Consider the following 21,643-nt stretch of genomic DNA (forward strand, 5'->3'; position numbering starts at 1 on the left):
ATTATCAAATTTATTGTGTAAAATATAACTGCCAACCCCCTATTTTACTTAGGAAATACTGCTTATAAATTCTAAGACTACTTCCTTTTTACGATCGGATACGGGAATGGTTTGCTTGGTAAACAACTCTAATAAGCCGTTTTTGTAATACTTGCTGATGTAGTTTACATTGACTAAATAAGATTGGTGACAACGGATAAAGGTGTTGCTGGGCAATAGGGTTTCGTATTCTTTCAACACTTTTGACACCACTATCTTTTGTCCGCTATTCAAATAAAAAGTCGTGTATCCTTTGTCACTTTTGCAATACATAATATCGCGCACTTGTACGATCTGTGTGTAGTCAAAGTTTTTTAGTGCAATACGCGTTGGCGCTTGTTCACTTTGGTAATAATCAGAGGCTATTTCCAATTGCTTTTTGTCGATTTTATGATCGTCAAAATTGTTATAACACCTGTCTATTTGCTGTTTAAACTCTGCCTCATCAATGGGTTTCAACAAGTAAGAAAACGCACCTAAGTTTAAGGCGTCAATGGCGTAATTGCTATAAGCAGTGATAAATATTATCTGTGCGTTTACTTCCATTTTGTGAAACAGCGAAAAGCTATTGCCGTCTTTTAAGTGGATATCCGCTAATATTAAATCGGGTTGTTGTTGTTCAATTTCTATTTCTGCTTTGCTGATTTCCCCCGCATACCCAACTACTTGTAAGTAGGGTATATCAACGATTAACGAGAGGATGTATTTTAAGATATTGGCTTCATCTTCGAGTATATATACTTTCATTTTGTTGGGTTTAGTCGATTAAAATTGGTAAATAAATATGAACTACTACACCTGTTTGTTGTGGGGTGTCTGCCTTGTTTACAACCTCAAAATGGGCTCTTTTTTGTGTGCTATTATAGTGTAAGTCTAAACGCTCTTGTGTGATTGTTTGGGATAGCGACTTCTTAGTTTGCGACTTCTTAGTTTGCGACTTTTGATTTGGGGTATTCAGCCCTTTTCCGTTGTCTGTTATACAAATGTGTATGTGCTGATTTTCCTGTGTTATTTCCATCGATAGTTTTCCTGCATAGTCAATATGGGCAAACCCGTGTTCAATGGCATTTTCAACGAATGGCTGTAATAGCATAGGCGGAATTTCAATATTATCTGTGAGGATATCGTGGCAATTTATAGTGTACTCAAACTTGTTAGCATAACGCATTTGTTGTAGTTTGACGTAATTGCTAATGGTGGTTAATTCTTCTTTTAATGTGATAAACTCACAGCGATTGTGTTCTAAGATATTGCGCATTAGGGTTGAAAAGGCAAGCAGGTATTCATTGGCTTGTCGCTTTTGGTCATTGACAATTAACCCTTGTAAATTGGCAATGGAATTGTAAATGAAGTGTGGATTTAACTGCAATTGGAGTGCGCGTTGTTCTACTTGCATTTTCTTGTTTTCCGTTTCTAATCGCTGGTTTCGCTCTTTTAACAAGCGTTGGCGATAGCGGACTTGCATATATAAAAACGCAAAGACAATAAGGAGTCCGAATGCCGTAAACATACGCCATTGCTGCTTGATCACTTTTTGGTTTAAGTCGTTATTCGTTTTTAATAAAGCTATTTCTGAGTCTTTTTTCTCGGTTTCATATTTGGTTTGCAACTCGGCTATAAAGTCTGCTTTTATCTTTTCTTGGTTTGCTGTTTCTACTTTATAGCAAGAGTCTAAGGCTATTAATGCGTTTTTATAGTCGCCTTTTATCTTGTATGTGTTGCTTAATCCGCTGTAGATAATTCCTTTTTCTTGTCCTTTGTTACGGGTGTCTGCCCAGTGTAATCCCTCTTTGTAATAAGTTAAAGCCGAATCGACTAAGTTGTTTTTGATAAAACTGGTAGCCAGGTTATTGAACGAGGCAACGGTTAGTGCGTCGAGCTTTTTCAATTGGTTAAAACTCTCCTGACTACTTGCTAATGCTTGTGGGTAGGCCTTTTTTATGTTGTAGTAAAAGGTTTCTAAATCGTAATAACGCGCTGTAGCAAACGGGTCTTGTGTTTGTGCTAACAAGCGTTTGAACTCGTCTCTTAAATGGTCTACTTTATCTTCGTTTCCGGATGTAATTGCCAAGAGTAACGATATTTCGTAATAGCGTTGTTGAACAACTACTGTCTTGTTTAAAGGATGGTTTTCAAAGTGTAAGGTAGCGTATTCTAAGGCTTTTGCAGGGTTTCTGTTTTTGAAATACGCTTGTGCCAAAGCGTCGTAAAAGCGAAAAGTAATACTGCTGTTTGCCTTTTCTGCTTCACTTGTTTTTAGCAATAATTCCTCCATCAACGCCGCGTCAACAATGGCGTTGCTGTTTAATGCCGAGTATAGAATATACAGTTCTTTAAGGTGGGTTACTTCTGCTTGTTGCGCTGCTGTTTGCATCGCTGTGAAGTGTTGCTGTGCCTCGTCAAACGCTTTGTTTTGATACGCTTCTAATCCGCTTATATAGTGATAAAAGGGATTTTTTTCTTTGTTGGCAACAGCAGTAAATTGGTCTTTTTCTTGTTGTACTATTTCCTTCTTCTCCTCAATGCTAAGGGTGTCTATGGATAGAAGCATCGCCAAGTAATCCGCCGTTGTACGGGTGTACTTTTCTTTATTGTTAAGAGCGGTTTCTTCGTTGTTAAGTTGTTGCTTACACGAAGTGAAAAAACACAAAATTAAGAGTGAAAATAGGGTAAACTGCCGATTGACCATAGTTTGCTTTGCTTTTTTAAGAGCGTCAAAGCTACGTATTCATAAAGATTTATTAAAATTTATTTGATTGGGAAACGTGATACGTGATGCGTGATACGTGAAACGTCTTGACGGGAACCGGCATTGTGGATAAACGTCTTGACGGGAACCGTGATGCGTGAAACGTCTTTGTGGATATGCGTTGTGTCGTATGCCGTGCGGGCGAATAATAATTCGCCCCTACAACGGTGGTGGGTAATACATCGTAATCGGAACCGATATGCGGGAAACGTCGTAACGAAAACCGATAAACGAAAACCGATAAACGAAAACCGATAAACGAAAACCGATAAACGTAATGCGTGATGCGTGATGCGTCATACGGCATTGTGGATATGTGTTGTGTCGTATGCCGTGCGGGCGAATAATAATTCGCCCCTACAGATGTTACAATGTACAGCACGGTTTCGTACAGCATACATCACCGATCATACATCGTAACGGAAACCAATATGCGTGAACCGAAAACCGATATACGTAAAACGTAATGCGTAATGTGTGATACACCGTAATCGAAACCGATATGCGGGAAACGTGAAACGTAAAACGTGATACGTGAAACGCCTTTGTGGATATGTGTTGTGTCGTATGCCGTGCGGGCGAATAATAATTCGCCCCTACAATGGTGGTGGGGAAAAAACGGGTTCTGTAACTAACAATCAGTCGTTATTGTCATTATTAAAACGGTCTTTATGCCACATTTCAGGATTACACATAATGTAATTGGTAATTGAACAATAGCTGTTATATGTTAAGATGATATGGTCGTAATAATTTCGTTGCCAAACATCTTGAATGTTTGTATTTAACCTCATCCATTTGGTTACACCTATTTTAAATCCACGTACGATTGACCCAATGGTGCCTTTTGTTCCTTTTACTGTATTTTCATTTTCAAACCGCTGTAGGGGCGAATTATTATTCGCCCGCACCATAATTTCAAGTATACCGTGTATGTGATTTGGCATTATTATAAACTCATCAATCCTTACGTTTGGAAAGTGATCTGGTATATTTTCCCAGCATTCTTGTGCATATTTCCCTGCTTCATTTAAAATCATTGCACCGTTACATACATAACCAAACATTGATTTTTTGTCTTTGCAACATATCGTAATAAAATACAAGCCTTCTTCGGAATAATCATATTCTTTTAAGCGTATGGAACGTCTTGATTGTTTATGCATATTTTACCTTATTATGAAATATATTGTTTTGCACAAATACCTAACCAGTTTTATTATTCATAAAGATTTATTTGATCGGGATGGGGGAAACGGGAACCGGAAACCGATATGCGTAATGCGTAAAACGTGATGCGTGAAACGGCATTGTGGATATACGTTGTGTCGTATGCCGTGCGGGCGAATAATAATTCGCCCCTACAGATGTTACAATGTACAGCACGGTTTCGTACAGCATACATCACCAATCATACATCGTAACGGAAACCGTGGTACGGGAACCAGAAAACGTGAAACGTCATAACGCAAACCGTTACCCCTCTCTTTATTGATGTCTTTCTTTCAAAACGGCTTCTATGTCTTCTAAGGTAAATCCCTTTGCTTTTAGCAAAAGTAGGTAGTGATACATCAAATCGGCGGCTTCGTTTTTGAATAAATCGGCGTTGTTGTCTTTGGCTTCAATGACTACCTCAACGGCTTCTTCTCCTACTTTTTGGGCTACTTTGTTGATGCCGCGTTGATATAACTGATAGGTGTATGAACCCTCTGTTTTGTTGTCAATGCGACTACTAATCACGTCTTGTAATTCGTACACAAATCCTTTGCTACTGCTTTCTGTAGTGTCAAAACACGTTTCTGTTCCTCTGTGGCAAGTGGGTCCGTCTGCTTTTACTTGAATTAACAGACAATCGCCATCGCAGTCCAACTGCATACGCTGTACCCAAAGGTAGTTCTGAGAGGTTTCTCCTTTGGTCCACAGCCTATTTTTGGTACGGCTAAAAAACGTTACTTTTCCCTCTGCAACGGTTTGGTCAAAAGCAGCCTCGTTCATATAGGCTTGCATCAACACCTTCATAGTTAATGCGTCTTGAATTACAACTGCTACTAACCCGTTTCCCTTATTAAAATCTATATTCTCTTTCATCTTACTGCTATATTTTTTGTTTTTAATGCTTGTTTTAATACTACAATAGGCACTTGTCCGTAGTGAAAAATACTGGCTGCTAAAGCACCTGTGGCACGCGTTTGAGTAAACACCTCTTCAAAGTGTTCGATTGCCCCTGCTCCACCTGATGCGATAACGGGAACATCAACAATATCGGCTACTTGACTGGTTAGTTCAAGTGCAAAACCACCTTTGGTTCCGTCGTGATTCATAGAAGTTAACAGGATTTCCCCAGCCCCACTACGCACGCCTTCTTGTGCCCAATCTAATGTTTGTTTATCCGTTTTCTCACGGCCTCCTTTGCTATACACCCACCACACGTCATCTTCTTGCTTGGTGTCAATGGCCAATACCACACATTGGTTGCCAAACTCCTGTGCCAACTCGCTCAGCAACTCCACACGGCGGATAGCGGCAGAGTTTATACTCACCTTATCAGCACCAGCGCGAATGAGTTCCCTCGCTTGCTCCACACTGTTGATTCCGCCACCAACTGTAAACGGAATGTTGATTTCCCTTGCAATAGCGCGTACTAAATCAACTAATGTCTTTCTGTTTTCAATAGTTGCCGTAATGTCTAAAAACACCAATTCGTCTGCCCCCTCTGCTACATAGCGCTTTGCCAACGCAATCGGATCACCTGCTTGTTTGATGTTTTCAAAGTTTACACCCTTTACTACTTGCCCGTTTTGAATGTCCAAACACGGTATTATTCTCTTTTTTAGCATAACTCACTCAACTGTTTTAACGTGATCGTTCCTTCATAAATCGCCTTGCCAATAATAGCGCCCTCACACCCCATTTCTCTCAACCTCAACACATCGGCTATGGTTGTGATACCACCACTGGCAATTAAATCAACACCTGTTTTACTCATAATCTCATTGTATAGTTCAAAAGCAGGCCCACTCAGCATTCCGTCTTTGTCAATATCAGTTACGATGGTCGTACTCACGCCTTGCTCCATGTACTCGCTAATGAAATCTACCACATCAACCTTACTGCCTTTAAGCCAACCTTGAGTCATAATTTGTCGATCTTTACAATCGGCTCCTAAGATAATTTTGTCGCTGCCGTATTCTTTCAACCAGCTGTAAAACATCAGCGGATTATTTAAGGCTACACTGCCCACAGTTATCTGATTAGCTCCTGATTCAAACGCAATCTTCACATCATCTTCAGTTTTGATTCCCCCTCCAAAGTCCACAATCAACTTAGTTTGTGTGGCAATCGCCTCTATTAATCCCGCTATCTGTACTTTGTTTGACTTAGCCCCATTTAGGTCCACCAAGTGTAAGTATTGAATACCACTATCTTCAAAGCGTTTCGCCATTTCAACAGGGTCGTCTGCATATATTTTTTTAGTGTCGTAATCTCCTTTGCTCAAGCGAACACATTTTCCGTCTATTACGTCTATTGCTGGTATAATTCTCATAATTCTAAAAAGTTTTTTAATAGTTGGTTTCCAATAGTTGCCGATTTCTCAGGGTGAAACTGCACAGCGTAAAAGTTGTCTTTTTGCAAAGCCGCTGAAAAAGGCAGAATATAGTTTGTTATAGCTACAGTATTTTCATTCACCTCAGCACAATAACTGTGTACAAAGTAAAAGTCGGCTCCCTCTTGTATGCCTTGAAACAACTGGCCTTGTAGGGTATTGCAATCGTTCCAACCCATATGTGGCACGATATCCGTACTTGGAAACAAACGCACCTTGTTGTCAAAAACACCAATACCCTGCGTATTGCCTTCTTCTGTAAATTGACACAACAACTGCATGCCTAAGCAAATACCTAAAACGGGTTGTTTCAACTGCTTTATCACCTCGTCTAACTGGCGTTCTTTTAAATACGCCATCGCCGATGACGCCTCACCTACACCGGGAAAAATAACTTTGTCAGCAGCGTTTAATTCGTTGATATCATCCGTAACAATAGTCTGATATCCCAACCGCTGTACGGCATTCTCAACCGACTGTATATTTCCCGCATTATACTTTAAAATCGCTATCATAAGATTCCTTTTGTACTTGGTATTTCGTAATTATTTGTGCGTGATACCGCTTGTTTTATCGCTTTTGCAAAGGCTTTAAACACCGCCTCTATCTTGTGGTGCTCATTCGTTCCCTCACATTTGATGTTTAGGTTACACTGTGCGGCATCACTAAACGATTTGAAAAAGTGGTAAAACATTTCTGTTGGTACATCCCCTATTTTCTCACGGGTAAACGCCACGTCCCACACGATCCAAGGTCGCCCTCCAAAGTCAATAGCCACCTGTGCTAAGCAATCGTCCATCGGCAGTAAAAAGCCATATCTCTCAATTCCCTTTTTATTGCCCAAGGCTTGTTTGAACGCCTCTCCCAACGCCAATGCAGTGTCTTCCATCGTGTGGTGTTCATCAATTTGCAAATCGCCTTTCACCTTCACCTCTAACCCTACTTCCCCGTGTTTGCTGATTTGTTCTAACATGTGATCAAAAAACGGTAAGCCTGTGTCAAACTGTGATTCCTTATTACTATCCAGGTTCACCTGCACTTTAATATCGGTTTCTTTGGTAGTGCGAACCACCGTTGCTGTGCGTGGTTTAGCTTTTAAAAACTGGTAGATGTCGTTCCAACTCATCGTTGTTAACGCCGCTTCTGCATTGTTGTCCTCCTGAATCAAAATAGCCTGTGCCCCAAGGTTTTTAGCTAGTTGAACATCTGTTAGCCTATCGCCAATAACGTAGGAATTTGCCAAGTCGTAGTTGCCATACACATACTTGCCCAACATGCCAATACCAGGTTTACGCGTTGGTTTGTTCTCTTGTTCAAACGACTCATCAATGTAGATATCCACAAAGTTGATTCCCTCTCCTTGCAATACCGCCAACATCTTGTTTTGAGCAGGCCAAAAGGTTTCTGTTGGAAACGACGCTGTACCCAGTCCGTCTTGGTTACTCACCATTACCAATTCGTAATCTAATTCCTTGGCGATGCGCGCTAAATTGGTGATTACCTGAGGTAGGAACTCCAACTTCTCTAAACTGTCGATTTGAAAGTCAGCTGGTTCGTTGATGATTGTTCCATCTCTATCGATAAATAATACTTTCTTTTTCATTGTCTATTTGTTTTAAAGTGTTGATTAATTGGGTGTTTTCCGTTGGTGTACCGATTGAAATACGGAGTGTATTAGGCACGACACTATGGCGATTGCGCACAATAGTTTGCTTGTCTATCAATTGGCTGTACACTGCATTGGCATTGGTCACCTCCACTAAAATAAAGTTGGCATCTGAGGGATAAATGCGCTTGGTCATTGCCATTGCGTTAAGTTCCTCAATTACCCTTGCCTTTTCTTGGTTCAACAAAGCAATGCGTTGGTCAAAAGCTGCGGTATCGCTCAACACCTTAATCGCTTCCAGTTGGTTGATTTGGCTGATGTTATAAGGCGACTTCACTTTGTTGAAATACTGTAATACCTCTTGATTCATCACCGCCATACCGATTCGCAAACCAGCCATTCCCCATCCTTTTGACAAGGTTTGTAGAATGATTAAGTTAGGGTAATCACCCAAACGCTGTGTCCACGATACGCTATTGCTGAAGTCGATATACGCCTCATCAACAATAACTATCCCATTGAAATTAGCCAATATCCACTCGATGGTTTCCGTTGCAATTACATTTCCGGTTGGATTGTTAGGAGAACAGATAAACATTAGTTTGATGCTGTTGTCTTGCAAATACGGGGTTAGACTTGCCTTGTCAATCTGAAACAAATCGTTCAACGGCAAGGTGTATAAGTCTACATTGTTGATATTAGCGTACACCTCGTACATTCCGTATGTAGGCGTAAATGCCAATGCCTTGTCTTGTTTCGGTTCACAAAAAATGCGGTAAGCCAAGTCAATCGCCTCATCACTTCCATTTCCCAGAAACAAGTTGGCCGCGTCTATGTTTTTAATATCGGCAATTACCTGTTTCAACTCCTTTTGATACGGATCTGGATATCGGTTGGTCAAACCGAAGGGGTTTTCATTAGCATCTAAAAAGACTCCTTCATTTCCCTTGTATTCGTCTCGTGCACTTGTATAAGGCACTAAACTTTGTATATTTTGTCGCACTAAAGCGGTGATATTACTGTTCATTGTTTAACTTTTTTAAGCGAATGGTAACGGCATTTTTGTGAGCGACCAACTGCTCTGCTGCTGCCATTATTTCAATAGTTGGTCCGAGTTGTTGGATTCCGGCTGCGGTGATGGTTTGAAAAGTAATCTTCTTGACAAAACTATCTAAAGACACACCACTGTAACTTGTTGCATACCCGTTTGTTGGTAAGGTGTGATTGGTACCGCTGGCGTAATCTCCGGCACTCTCACAAGCGTATTTTCCTAAGAATACAGAGCCTGCATTGACAATCGCATCAGTGTATTGTTCGAAGTTGTCTACTGCCATTATCAAGTGCTCAGGCGCATAGACATTGCTCAGTTCGATACACTCATCTATGTTGTTTAACTGAATTACCAGGCTATTGCTCAGGGTTTGCTCTACTAAATCACGTCTTGGCAATTCCTTTGTTTGCGCCACAATTGCTTGTTGTACTTTGTTTAATATTGCTTCGTTATCACTGACTAAAACAACTTGACTATCAGTACCGTGTTCTGCTTGAGATAACAAGTCTGCTGCTACGAAGTCAGCATCAGCATTTTTATCGGCAATGACTAACACCTCACTTGGACCAGCCGGCATATCGATTGCCGTTCCTTGGCTTGACACCAACTCTTTTGCTTTGGTTACAAATTGATTACCCGGTCCGAAAATTTTGTACACCTTAGGTACGGTTTCTGTTCCGTAAGCTAAAGCAGCGATGGCTTGTGCGCCTCCTATTTTGTATATTTCGGTAATGCCTAAGAACGATGCGGTATATAGAATAACAGGATTGACTACGCCGTCTGCATTACACGGTGTACACAACACAATTTGCTTGCAACCTGCTATTTGCGCGGGGATTCCCAACATCAGTAAGGTTGAAAACAAAGGAGCCGTTCCTCCAGGAATGTATAATCCCACTTTTTCAATCGGTTTGCTCTTTCTCCAACAGCTTACCCCGGGACTCGTTTCTACTACTGCTTCTTGTGTTTGCTGTGATTCGTGAAACTTCTTGATATTGGTATAGGCTACTTTTATCGCTGCTTTTAACTGTTCATCTACCTGACCGATAGCGTTACACAACTCTTGATTGCTCACTTTTAGGTTGTCAAGATTCGCCTTGTCGTACTTCTCTATTAATTGGTAAACTGCCTTATCGCCTTGTGTGCGTACTTGTTGTAATATATCGGCTACCTTATCCGTTAGGTTTTCTGCTTGAATGCTTGGTCGTTTACAAAGCGTTGTCCATTGTTCACGTGGGGGAAATTGTACTGTTTTCATTTGTAATTCTGTTGGTTGGCTTAAAAAATCATCTTTTCAATTGGAGCGACAAGGATACTTTCTGCTCCTGCTTTTTTGAGTTCGTCTATGATATCCCAAAACTTGTCTTCTTGAATAACAGAGTGAAGGCTACTCCACCCTTCATCTGCTAAGGGAAGTATGGTTGGACTTTTCATTCCTGGTAATATTCTGACGATTTCATCTAACTTTTCATTAGGTGCGTTTAGCAGGATATACTTGTTTTCTTTGGCTCTCAAGACGGCTTTAATGCGGAACAACAGTTTTTGTAGTATGGCTTGTTTCTCATCTGCTAATCCCGGACTTGCAATAAGAATAGCCTGACTATCCATTACTTTCTCTACTTCTTTTAGTCCGTTTGACATTAGGGTTGACCCACTACTTACGATATCACAGATACCGTCTGCTAATCCGATGCTTGGGGCAATTTCAACACTACCTGAGATAAACTCGATGTTGGCTTGTATGTTCTTGCTTTCCAAGTATTTTTGAAGGATAATCGGATATGACGTTGCTATCTTTTTATTTTGGAAGAAGGAGATATCGGTGTATGCTGTGTTTTTAGATACAGCTAAGCTCAATCTGCAAGAAGCAAAACCAAGGTATTCCACAATATCTACATTTTGGTTAGCCTCTAAGTAGGCATTCTCACCTACAATTCCGATATCTGCCACGTTTTGTTCAACGTATTTGGCGATATCATCATCGCGTAAAAACAAGATTTCGATTGGGAAGTTTGTACTTTCGGAGATTAGTTTTCCTCCTCCGTTTGGAATCTTAATTCCGCATTCTTTGATAAGTTCTAAGGACTTTTCGCTTAAACGACCGCTTTTTTGGATTGCAATTTTTAATTTACTCATAGTTTCAATTTTAGATGTCTGAGTAAACCAATGCAGGTGTATAGAATGCTTATAAAAACAAAAATCCCGTTTGACTTACTCAAACGGGATAATTAGATATATTGTTGTTTAAATTTACATCATAACATTATCTGCTCGCGTGAGTGCAAGTTAAATGATGATGATGATGTAATTTATTTGTAAACATTTTTTCTGTTTTGTATAATTCAAAAGTAGTGTTTTTTTTAATTACACAAACTTTTTTTATGTTTTTTTTGAAAAAAAGGTGTTTTTTATTCAATGCAACGTAATGAAAAGCAAGGATATACAGACCAGTTTACAAGGGTTAGACGTGATATATATTGTGTCGTATGCCGTGCGGGCGAATAATAATTTGCCCCTACCTCGGTTATCGATTGACATTATCTTTTCAATAGATCAATACATCACACGGGCACGGACAAAACCTATGTGGTAGTCCATTGCTATTTATTTATAAATAAAGTAACGTATTACATTAACACATATTAAAACTTTTGGTGTTGATCTGTAATCCCTATAAATAATGCGTCAAATACAGGCATACCATTGTATAAAAAGCTCTAATTCACTGAATAGCAATGCATTTATTTTACTGATATATAAAAAAATATATCTATTTTTGTATTATAAAAATTCTAAAGATGGCTAAACCTATTAAAATTACACCCGTACTTAGAGGTAAAGATGCTATTGTTTTTTTAAATAAAGTAAATGATATAAAGCACTCAACTTCATCAAAATCGAAGCTCAAAGCTATTCGTGAAGATTCAAATGCGTTAAAATCAATATTTAAAAAATAAATATTGTGACTCCTATAGAATTCAACCAATTATCCTTTAAACTATTAAACATCAATCATATATTAAAACCTTTTGATTGTGGAGACGATGATTTGAATGAATTTCTTTTTCAAAAAGCAAAAAAATATAAACAGGAATATCTTGCAACTACTTTTATTATAGAAAGCCCTACAAGAACAATTGCTTACTATAGTATTTTTAATGATAGCCTGAACTTCGAAGAGCAAGGCTTTGCTTCAAAAAGTGCATTTAAACGTTTCTTAAAAGATTTAGTAAAGCACCCTAAAAGACACTTAAAGTCTTTTCCTTCTTTAAAAATTGGTCGATTAGGAATTGACAAGACGTTTAAAGGGAAAGGAATTGGTAAAATGTTAGTTCATAACATAATTAATGAAGCATTAGAACTAAACAACAAACAAGCTTGCAAATTAATTACAGTTGATGCCTATACGCAATCCTTAAACTTTTACACTTCCTTAGGCTTTGAGTTTTTAACAGATAGAGACGTTAATAATGACACAAGACAGATGTTTTTCAACTTATCTACTCTATCTGATTTATAATACACTATCAACGCATCAATTAGAAACCCAAAAACAACACATTGCCCTAAAAACCGCCTCTATTATATCACATCCAACTCTTCTCTGCTGTTTCTACTTTATAAAGCATTAGATCGCGTAGTTTTTTCAATTCATTGTACTTTGAAGTACTGAACCGCAAGGGTCCTCCAGCTGTGTGTAAAGTTAAACTACCAACATTAGCTGATTGTTGCCACCACAATTGAGATAGGGTTATTTTCTGTATTTTATGGGGTTCTAAGTACGTGTGTTTGATGTCCCAAACGCCTGTTCGTAAAACAATAAAACTGTCATTAACAAATAGTCGCCCTACTTTGTACATTCGAAATAGTATAGCAAAAACAACGATACTGTACCCTAATGCAAGGCTAATAAACTTTTGGAAAGGTAATTGTCCGTAATACATAAACGCGAAAATAGCCAAGGGTAAACCTATAAACATAAACGCTCTAAAGCCTAAGAAACGGTAGTTGTATTTCAATGAGAATGTACTTTTCTCTGCCTGTTTGTTGTAAATAATATCAAAAAACGCTGCTTTCTCAACAGCAGAACAACCTGGTATTTCTAATCCTGTTTTGTTGTTTTCTCCTTCTACTCCGGCAACCTGAATAATCTTTAAACTGGTGATATCCCACAGTTTTTGAAAGTAATTCTGTACTAAAACAACCTTTTGAACGCGATTTGGTCGAATAATCGTATTTCTTGTTGACACCAATCCGTGTGATAAAACCAACGTATTATTAGTTGTTGTAATCTTGAAATCCCAAAACTTCATCAAGGTTCTAAACACATTAACAACCAATACCAACAGGATGATAAACGCAACAATATACAATCCGTAAACAGCAGAAAAACCATTGCTTACATACTCATTCACACTTTCTTCATCTAAGTATTCTTCATATACTTTCTTGCCAACAAAAGAGTCTAAAAACATATTGACAAATACGAAGATAAGTCCCGCCGTATATAGATAGTTAGTTGTTAACCCCACTTTTAAAAGGGTTCCAACGCCTATTTCTTTTGTGTTTTGAGCTGTAGAAACAGTTGCACCTTCATCAATATTCGTTGCCTGTTGTTCCTTTTGATATTCTAACAATATCTTTTTTAAGTTATTTGCATCAGCCCACGCCATTGACGGAATTACAGCTTCTTTGTCTTTACTACCTGCCGAGTCAATCTCAACGGCATAAACATTTACAATTCGATTGATGAAACTCTGATTGAGGTTTACTTGCTGAATTTTATCTAATTGAATGGTGATTTTAGACTTGTTGAACACTCCTTTTTCAATGACAAATGCGTCTATCTTTTCATCGATATAAAACGTGAACTTGCGGTAACTGAAATAGGAAAATACAAGCATTAGTACAACGATTAACGCTACTGCCCCACCTATTGAGAAACTAAATGAAATACTGCCTTTAATGAAGTAAATCACAATTAAGGGTGCAAATGCCCTACCTAAACGTTGTAACGTGTTTAGGAAATTGGCAACTATACCAATTGCCGCTTGTCTGGTTGGTTGGTAAAAGTTGTTATGCATTGTGAGAGGTATTCTTGTGAGACAATGGTTTTTCAGTACAACAAGTGTGCTCTGCTGTGTTGTGTTCACAAGCATCGTGTGCTCCCTCTTTACAACAAGTATGCTCTGCTGTGTTGTGTTCACAAGCATCGTGTGCTCCCTCTTTACAACAAGTACACTCTACTGTGTTGTGTTCACAAGCATCGTGTGCTCCCTCTTTACAACAAGTATGCTCTACTGCGTTGTGCTCACAAGCATCGTGTGCTCCCTCTTTACAACAAGTATGCTCTGAAGTCCCGTGTTCTCTTGATTTCTCAGTCTTATTCTCTTGGTTGATATTCTGGATCACATACGCTTTCAATCGGTCACCTTCTTCTTTAGACAACCCCGGAATCTTTAGGTCGCCCATAGCACCACCAGCTGTAAAAAACTCCACTGTACACAGGTCAAACACGCGCAATAACGCACCTTCATATATACCTACGTGTTGCACTCTATTAAATGGAATAACCGTTTCAGTGCGATTGATTAGTCCGCTTTTATAAATAATATCTCTTTCTCTAATTGCGTATCCTTTCTTCTTAAACCCCAATAAGTTAACGACTACAATTAGCAACGACAATATACTCGTAAAAGCAATTGCTGCAACTTGTAGTCCCATTGGCACTTGTAGTTCTGGAATAAAATCGTGAGCAAATATTGGTGTACATCCTATAGCAGTTAAAACAAGTACTATTATCGTTAAACGGATAAGAATTACGTTGCCATATCTTGAATTAAGGGGAGTAAACTTGATTGCGTCAAGATTAGGTAATCCGTTGACATTTATTTGATTATTAGAAAAGGTATCGTTCATAGCCTTGATATTCTTGTGTTTTGTTGTTAAAGATATAGGATTATTCTTTTGTTGTAAAGAAAAAAGGGCATTAGCCTGATGATATCTTGCTTATGGCACTTAAAACCAAAGCTCTTACTGTAAAAAAGTAAACAAGAAAAGCCAATAAAATTAGTTGACGTATGCACACAAAAAATCCCTTTAAGTATCATGTCTACATACAAAAAGGGATTCTTAATCAATAAAAAAATAAATAGCTAAAATAATCTTACATAGCGGACTGTCAAATAACTCCGATATAATATGATTTTTCTTTGTTGTCCTTAGCTCCCACAAAAGTTAGGGTGTAATATTTACCTTTTTCAAACTTAACGTTCTCTCTGGTAGCTAATACATTGCCACTTTTGTCAACTATAGAAACCTTATAGGCATTGGGTTCAACCCCATTAAATATCTGACTTTTACTTGCAGTAAGCTTACTATCTTGTATTCTGTTTGCAAATACATCTGCCGCAACCTTGCCGTCAAACTGCACGGAAACCTCTACATTATCTGAACTCAAGTTAAAAAAGCGTACACCTGCATTTGGGTTTTCAACACCTTCTTCTTGAGGCATTCCCTCATCTGAAGTAATAAAGTGATTCACCATTTCTGATGAAGTACCAGCTATAAAAGAAGTATAAGCTTTTCCGCTTTCAACTTGAATAACTTCATTAACCAGTGGTTTAGGGTTTGCGTTATCAATAATTGTTAAAGCACGATTGCCGCTCCACAAGTTTGCATAGCCAAACGTACGGTATATCAAAGGTTGATATGGTGTTTGAATACTTCGATTGTCAACGATATAACGCACTTGGTTATTCCCTTCATACGCATTAACCATTGTAAATGCAGCAGCATATTCGATTGGATATCCATTATAATCATCATCATTACTACAACTACCACTTACAACAAGTAATAAAATAGCAGATAACAGAGTGAGTACTTTCTTCATAATTTAGTTTGTTAGTTTTAATTTCAATTTACAAAAACTGTGCACTTTTTATCTTTTACCTCAAAAAAAGTGATTTATTTTAAAAAATAAAATAACGAAGCCTCTCTTTCAACACCTAATTTACAAGCATAAAAAAAAGTTGATGATTACTCACCAACTTTCTCAACACAAATATATAAATACAAAAATCCAAAAGAATATAGGTAATATACCTATCCAATTTCTATACTGTAAACAGTATTTACTTACTTAATTTTTTACTTGCATAAAGCAGTAATGACTGTATATAATCCCCATCAAAGTCGATACTATACACATTTAAAATATTAAACTCTTCGATCTCCTCTTGCCACTCTCCATTGTCTGCTAACTCTTCAAAAGCAAAGTATTCAAGATCTTCACTTTCCATAAATTTTCCAATATAACAATCATTTACATCTTTAAACTCGATTCCAAAAGCACCATATTTTCTATCAATATCCTCCAATGTATCAAAAATATTTTCTTTTAAATTAATCGGTTTACTGTAAAAGTCAACGAGTTTCGCTTTTAATACTTCTTCTATAAATAGAATATTCTCATCACGTTCAACTGTTGTAATTTTATCAATTCTTATTAGCTGATAACCATCTATGATATAATCTACAGGATTAGACTTAATCAAAAGCCATTCTTCATTATAGGCCAATACAATACCTATGATGATTTGCTTTCCTCTACCTTTCAGGCCAATACCGACTAATTTATTTAAGTAATCTCTAATCATTGTGACATCGTTTACGAGTTAAATAATAAACTTCACTTAATAATATAGTTATCTACTTCTTGTACCAAACAATTAACACTATATCATATTTTACTAAATTTAAACATAAAAACACACAATTAGTCCTTTTTAGTATGTTTTTTTTAAATACATTATTACAAAACGTAATATTCTATTAATCAGATTACTAAATCATTATTCTAAAAAAGTATAACAGCTATTTTAGAAAATAATTTCATAAACCACGATTAATCATCAATAAAAAATGCGTATAACTGAATAATAATGACAAACAAATAGTGAACTATTAAAACTGTTCAATCGTTCTGAAAGTCAAATTTATACGGGGAGTTTTAACCATTTTAGTCGGAGGTAAACGATGTAACCAATTAGTTTGTGTTGTCCCTTTCATCACTAATAAGCTACCGTGCTCTAAAATAACTTCAATCTTATTTTTAGTTTCTTTATGCTTAAATGCAAACTTGCGTATAGCCCCAAAACTCAAAGAGGCAATTGCCCCATTCTTTTTCAGATCTTTTTCTCCATCACTATGCCATGCCATCCCCTCTTCTCCATTGTGATATAAGTTTAGTAAACACGAATTATATGTTTCACCTGTTTTTTCTTCCACTATTTTCTTTAATGCCAATAAATCCTCTGTCCAAGGCAAAGCTGTTTTAGTGATTTGTGAATAGGTATATGAAAAAGGTACATCTCCATACCACGCTACTTTGCGCTTGGTAACTACCTTTTTACCCATAATAATTGCCTCGTCATTTTTCCAAACAATCCCATTCATCAAATGCTGAAAGTACTCATCACTTTCACCTTTATTTATCACTACACCATAATAATTCACCTCCCCATCAAAGGGAAGTATATTCATTGGTTCGTCAGAAAAACTACTAAACAAGTCCATATAACCTCTTTTGCTACAAGTTTAAGTACAAAAGAAGAAATTCAAGCAAGAAATAATGCGAATAATTAGCGCTAATTTATCTTAGTTTCGCTTTTTAAGAAACTTAATCGCCCAATCATAATGACTTGACGTAGCTGAAATGATATAAGATCCTAAAGACGTACTGCCTGTCCACTTATAAAATTTCTTCTGAAACAATTGTTCATTACTATGTTTACATATGATATCAATCAATGATTGATGTGAACTTTGAAGTAGTTCAATAGCCGATATACCTGAAGTATGTTGGTACATCTGATGAATAGCTATATTTAATTGAGGAGTAGTTTTCCAAGTGTACCCCTCAGCAGGCATTATAGGTTTATCGCCTTGCATTCCAACTGTGTACCACTGTTCAAACAGCAAGTGCCAATGGTGTAAGTGCATCAACACATCCCTTCTATTTCTGTTTAAAGAAGGTATTTCAAACTCTTGTTGTAATGCCTCTTCTGATAAGTTTACAACCAGCAACATTAGCTGAGAAAAGTTCTTTTCAGCTAAATGTAACAATTCGTCTTTCGTAATTGGTCTGCTCATTTTTGAAATATCTTAACTGCGGTATTGGTCTAAACGCTGGTTTAATTTATCAAGTAAGTCTTGTTGTGAAATAGCTAAAAACGTCGTATTAATAAACACAGATGTTCCGTACGTTTTTAGATTAGCTTCCATTGACTTGCGCTTGATAAAACTTGTCTGTTTATCGATGTATTCTTGGGGATTAAGAACATAAACCATAATAAACTTATTGCTCTTTACTTGACATTCGACAAATGAAAACACATCTTCCCAAGGAATTAACCCATTGACAACTGATGTTGCATTATCTGTAATCCCTTGATTATCGATGATTAACCCCGGTCTTTTATCCACCAATTTTATTGCAAATAGGTATGAACCGTAACCAAAAAAAACAATACACAATAAGGCGATGGCAATTGTAAACACATACGAATCTAATATCCAGTTATCAGGTGATTCAGAGGATACAGCTAAAATTAATACACCTGCTGCCACTAAGAGTAGTGTTCCTATTAAATACAGGAACAACCTACCTTTTTTGATTGCTATTCTAATTGGAGTGATATTCATAGGGTTATTTTAAAGACAAGACATACTGTGCCATTTCACGCATTCTGTTTTTTAAAGGCGTTGGCTCTAATACAAAGTCGTATGTATGTGTGAAACCAAATTTCAAAGGAATTGAAATACTTACTTCATTTTCTCGTTCAACACAATAGATAATCTCTTGTGTGATTACCTCCTCTTTAATTAGGTTAACCATTGCCTCAACAACCTCAGTACCAAATCGCTTATTTTGAGCAGACTCCTTTAACCACAAGCCTATTTCCACAGATTCGTTATTAATATCATTTAGTGCACAACTACCGATAAACGCCTTTGTTTGCTTGTCTAAAATAGCTAATACAAGTGCTGTCCCGTACGTTACTTCGATGCGAGAACGACGGATATATTCCTGCATAAACTCACGGCTACCTGTAGGGTCAAAACTCAGGTATTTAGCCACCGCAGGTGTTAAGTTTGCCATTAAATCGTCTAAGTGATTGTCGTTAATTACAACCAACTCTAAACGGTCTGTTTGCCACGTTTTATTTAAGTCAAACGGTTTGCGCTCTTGGTCTTTTACCATTTTAACGATAGTCAGCAAATCGTACAAAATACCTTGTTCAATCTCATCATTGGCAACTACCTGTTCTAAAACCGGTTGATAAGCACACAACACTTCTTTCGTGTAATACCAAGACAAGTCAAACATATTACCCATATCAGTTGTTGTCCAATACAGTTTATCTGTATCTGCATCTACAAACTCTGGCCATAGAAAAGGCGAGTCGGCTTGTAGTGTACCAAAAAAGTCTGGAGCGTTCTCAAACTCATTGCCATCTCTAAACGTTTCCCACTGAAAACCAACAGCCTTGGCGATCTTCATAATTACGCGAAACATTAAATCTTGGTTGTGATAGCCTGTTTTTAATACTTGAAACAGCTTGATTAACACAGCAGGAGTAACTAATACCACTCCTCCTTGGTGTTCAACATTATTTGCTAAGTTAAACAACGCCATTCTACTCGTAGCAGGATTTAACTCTTGCAACTGCTCAATAAACACTGGTAAATCATCCGTTCTACCGTTCCAATGCACTAATCTATCCCATTGAATAGAATTAAAATCTATCTGTTCTAATGCCTCTATCGTAAACATATTCAATCAACCTATTATAAAAAAGTTCAAAAAGCTACTGCCTTTTGAACTCTAAATTATTTATTACTTCTTCACGTTGTCCTTGCGGTACTGAAGCATATTTAATATTTTCTCCTCGCTAATATTACGCACGAAGTCGTTGTGGTAAACATACCCTAACTTCTCAGCGATTTTAATACTACCGTGGTTGTTTTTCTCTACGTTGTAAATTAAGTAATCAACGTCTAAGTTTTCGTTTACATAACTCTCTAAACCATTGATTAACTCACTTCCGTATCCTTTCCCAAAAGCAGACTCTTTTAACCAGATTCCCAATGAAATAGACTCGTTATTTACATCGTGAATACCACAACATCCGATGAATTCTTTAGTGTTTTTATCAGTTGCCACTAAGGTAATATCTGTTCCTTTCTCTAATACGTCTAAACTGTAATCGATAAATCCTTGTGTATCTTCAATTTTTCCAGTTGGAATAAACGGAAGAAACTTAGCTACTGTAGGGGTCAATTCGCGAAAGATATCTTCTTTAAAAGCGTCTTTAACTACTTCAAAAGATAATCTTTCTGTAGTGAACTGAATGTCTTTACTAAATCCCATATATATTATTTTTTATTTTTATTAAACTGGCAATACACAAAGTTCTGTTTTGTGTCAAATGGTGTGATGTGATCATCGTACAAACTATTGTTCAAAGTAAATTCCTCTGCAAACACAGCTGTTAAATCCTCACTATTATATTGTTGAATATCTAATCCACTACAACGCAATGGTCCGTTCTTTGAAAAAGTAGCCACAACTAACGCATCAGTAACTGCATCGTTTACAATAGTTTGATAAGTAGCGATATCTTGTGGGGTTGTCAAAAAGTGAAACACCGCTCTATCGTGCCATAGCGCATACTTCTCAGTTGGTTTAAAATCAACAACATTACTTTCAATCCACTTTACTTGCTTAGCACGTTCACCTAAACGAGCTTGTGCACGTAGTAAGGCATTTTTAGAGATGTCCATTACCGTAATATCTGTGTACCCTTGCTCTAAAAGAAAGTCAACTAAATTACTATCACCTCCTCCAATGTCTATAATCTTAGCATCTTTCGGAAGGTTACTGTTTTCAATAAATTGTAGTGAATGCACCGGTTTTGTTTGTGTCCAACTTACCTGTTCTGGTGTTTTCGACTTATAAACTTCTTCCCAATGTGCTTTTTCATTACTTGTCATACCGCATTGTTTTTATCTGAAAAGCAAAAATAACAAAACCACGACAACAATGGTGTTATTTAAAACAAAAAAAGCCACAAGACAAGTCTTGTAGCTTAATGATTGATTTGAATTAGTTAGTGTATAGTTATTTTCTTTTACTTTTTAAGAGGAAAATAGACGTGCTATTCCCCTTTAGAAGCATAATTTGTAACCTGTACATTAACAAATATAATAATTTATCAAGTTCCTTCGACGTCTTACTCTATGTAAAATACCTATTCAAACTCAGTAAAAACAAGTATTTCTTATGTGTAGCTATTTTTTAAAAAAAAAATTACACTATTTCTTTAAAAAATATCTATCTCATTTATAAGTAGATATAAAATTATATAGGAGAAATTGCGATTATTCTATTTTTTAGTCATCGTAAAACTTGCAGAAACAAAAAACTCGTAGTATGTTTGCAATCGCAAATAAGCAGTAGTATATATGCTTTTGCAACGGAGAGGTGCCGGAGTGGTAACGGAGCAGATTGCTAATCTGTCATCGGGT

Annotated in this window: 23 protein-coding genes; 2 read left to right on the plus strand and 21 right to left on the minus strand. The window is 37.2% G+C overall.

The features are described 5' to 3' along the window. Nucleotides 1–48: 48 nt before the first annotated feature. The 11 genes from AABL81_RS01280 to hisG form a co-directional block, all read right to left on the minus strand. A complete protein-coding gene (locus AABL81_RS01280) occupies nt 49–786 on the minus strand; it encodes a LytR/AlgR family response regulator transcription factor (protein WP_341340171.1) in 738 nt (245 codons plus the stop codon). A gap of 10 nt (nt 787–796) precedes the next feature. Further along, a complete protein-coding gene (locus AABL81_RS01285; RefSeq protein WP_341340172.1) occupies nt 797–2,728 on the minus strand; it encodes a histidine kinase in 1,932 nt (643 codons plus the stop codon). Nucleotides 2,729–3,426: 698 nt separating this feature from the next. After that, on the minus strand, nt 3,427–3,954 hold the full coding sequence (locus AABL81_RS01290) for a hypothetical protein (protein WP_341340173.1): 528 nt from the start codon (nt 3,952–3,954) through the stop codon (nt 3,427–3,429). 322 nt (nt 3,955–4,276) lie between these two features. Then, nucleotides 4,277–4,876 carry a bifunctional phosphoribosyl-AMP cyclohydrolase/phosphoribosyl-ATP diphosphatase HisIE gene (gene hisIE, locus AABL81_RS01295; RefSeq protein ID WP_341340174.1) on the minus strand — a complete coding sequence of 200 codons (600 nt, stop codon included), beginning with the start codon at nt 4,874–4,876 and terminating at the stop codon, nt 4,277–4,279. Further along, nucleotides 4,873–5,625, minus strand: coding sequence for an imidazole glycerol phosphate synthase subunit HisF (hisF, locus tag AABL81_RS01300; protein ID WP_341340175.1), 753 nt, complete (start codon nt 5,623–5,625; stop codon nt 4,873–4,875). The genes hisIE and hisF overlap by 4 nt, the downstream gene beginning before the upstream one ends. Next, complete coding sequence (gene hisA / locus AABL81_RS01305; RefSeq protein ID WP_341340176.1) at nt 5,619–6,332, minus strand: 1-(5-phosphoribosyl)-5-[(5-phosphoribosylamino)methylideneamino]imidazole-4-carboxamide isomerase; 714 nt, start codon at nt 6,330–6,332, stop codon at nt 5,619–5,621. Before hisA ends, hisF begins: the two co-directional genes overlap by 7 nt. Then, a complete protein-coding gene (gene hisH, locus AABL81_RS01310) occupies nt 6,329–6,907 on the minus strand; it encodes an imidazole glycerol phosphate synthase subunit HisH (RefSeq protein WP_341340177.1) in 579 nt (192 codons plus the stop codon). The genes hisA and hisH overlap by 4 nt, the downstream gene beginning before the upstream one ends. Then, a complete protein-coding gene (gene hisB, locus AABL81_RS01315; RefSeq protein WP_341340178.1) occupies nt 6,904–7,995 on the minus strand; it encodes a bifunctional histidinol-phosphatase/imidazoleglycerol-phosphate dehydratase HisB in 1,092 nt (363 codons plus the stop codon). The genes hisH and hisB overlap by 4 nt, the downstream gene beginning before the upstream one ends. Then, entirely contained in the window at nt 7,967–9,025 is a 1,059-nt protein-coding gene (hisC, locus tag AABL81_RS01320; RefSeq protein WP_341340179.1) for a histidinol-phosphate transaminase, read from the minus strand. Before hisC ends, hisB begins: the two co-directional genes overlap by 29 nt. Beyond that, nucleotides 9,015–10,307: a histidinol dehydrogenase gene (gene hisD / locus AABL81_RS01325; protein WP_341340180.1), complete on the minus strand. Its 1,293-nt coding sequence runs from the start codon at nt 10,305–10,307 to the stop codon at nt 9,015–9,017. Before hisD ends, hisC begins: the two co-directional genes overlap by 11 nt. Nucleotides 10,308–10,327: 20 nt before the next feature. Then, nucleotides 10,328–11,185, minus strand: coding sequence for an ATP phosphoribosyltransferase (gene hisG, locus AABL81_RS01330; protein ID WP_341340181.1), 858 nt, complete (start codon nt 11,183–11,185; stop codon nt 10,328–10,330). 662 nt (nt 11,186–11,847) lie between these two features. On the opposite strand from hisG, the gene AABL81_RS01335 reads away from it, so the two are divergent. After that, nucleotides 11,848–12,006, plus strand: a complete 159-nt coding sequence (locus tag AABL81_RS01335; RefSeq protein WP_199269095.1) for a hypothetical protein — start codon at nt 11,848–11,850, stop codon at nt 12,004–12,006. A gap of 5 nt (nt 12,007–12,011) precedes the next feature. Continuing rightward, nucleotides 12,012–12,569, plus strand: coding sequence for a GNAT family N-acetyltransferase (locus tag AABL81_RS01340; RefSeq protein WP_341340182.1), 558 nt, complete (start codon nt 12,012–12,014; stop codon nt 12,567–12,569). Between the two features lie 67 nt (nt 12,570–12,636). Here the strand turns inward: AABL81_RS01340 and AABL81_RS01345 are convergent, their stop codons facing one another. The 10 genes from AABL81_RS01345 to AABL81_RS01390 form a co-directional block, all read right to left on the minus strand. Further along, complete coding sequence (locus AABL81_RS01345; protein ID WP_158210585.1) at nt 12,637–14,133, minus strand: PH domain-containing protein; 1,497 nt, start codon at nt 14,131–14,133, stop codon at nt 12,637–12,639. Further along, nucleotides 14,126–14,968, minus strand: coding sequence for a PH domain-containing protein (locus AABL81_RS01350; RefSeq protein ID WP_341340183.1), 843 nt, complete (start codon nt 14,966–14,968; stop codon nt 14,126–14,128). The genes AABL81_RS01345 and AABL81_RS01350 overlap by 8 nt, the downstream gene beginning before the upstream one ends. A 262-nt stretch (nt 14,969–15,230) precedes the next feature. Next, on the minus strand, nt 15,231–15,944 hold the full coding sequence (locus AABL81_RS01355; RefSeq protein ID WP_341340184.1) for a DUF4397 domain-containing protein: 714 nt from the start codon (nt 15,942–15,944) through the stop codon (nt 15,231–15,233). Between the two features lie 241 nt (nt 15,945–16,185). Continuing rightward, the gene (locus AABL81_RS01360; RefSeq protein ID WP_158210582.1) at nt 16,186–16,710 is read right to left on the minus strand and encodes a hypothetical protein; all 525 of its coding nucleotides are present in this window, start codon (nt 16,708–16,710) and stop codon (nt 16,186–16,188) included. A 307-nt stretch (nt 16,711–17,017) separates the two neighbouring features. Continuing rightward, the gene (locus AABL81_RS01365; RefSeq protein WP_341340185.1) at nt 17,018–17,629 is read right to left on the minus strand and encodes an alpha-ketoglutarate-dependent dioxygenase AlkB family protein; all 612 of its coding nucleotides are present in this window, start codon (nt 17,627–17,629) and stop codon (nt 17,018–17,020) included. An 81-nt stretch (nt 17,630–17,710) separates the two neighbouring features. Then, entirely contained in the window at nt 17,711–18,205 is a 495-nt protein-coding gene (locus tag AABL81_RS01370; RefSeq protein WP_341340186.1) for a ClbS/DfsB family four-helix bundle protein, read from the minus strand. A gap of 12 nt (nt 18,206–18,217) precedes the next feature. Then, nucleotides 18,218–18,757, minus strand: a complete 540-nt coding sequence (locus AABL81_RS01375) for an STM3941 family protein (protein ID WP_158210579.1) — start codon at nt 18,755–18,757, stop codon at nt 18,218–18,220. A gap of 4 nt (nt 18,758–18,761) precedes the next feature. Continuing rightward, nucleotides 18,762–19,889: a GNAT family N-acetyltransferase gene (locus AABL81_RS01380; RefSeq protein ID WP_341340187.1), complete on the minus strand. Its 1,128-nt coding sequence runs from the start codon at nt 19,887–19,889 to the stop codon at nt 18,762–18,764. Between the two features lie 63 nt (nt 19,890–19,952). Next, complete coding sequence (locus tag AABL81_RS01385; RefSeq protein ID WP_341340188.1) at nt 19,953–20,486, minus strand: GNAT family N-acetyltransferase; 534 nt, start codon at nt 20,484–20,486, stop codon at nt 19,953–19,955. A gap of 5 nt (nt 20,487–20,491) precedes the next feature. Beyond that, nucleotides 20,492–21,109 (minus strand): class I SAM-dependent methyltransferase, encoded by a 618-nt coding sequence (locus tag AABL81_RS01390; RefSeq protein ID WP_341340189.1) that lies wholly within the window; start codon nt 21,107–21,109, stop codon nt 20,492–20,494. Between the last annotated feature and the right edge of the window lie 534 nt (nt 21,110–21,643).

This window comes from Myroides sp. C1519, from assembly GCF_038039755.1.
Taxonomy (GTDB): Bacteria; Bacteroidota; Bacteroidia; order Flavobacteriales; family Flavobacteriaceae; genus Flavobacterium; species Flavobacterium phaeum_A.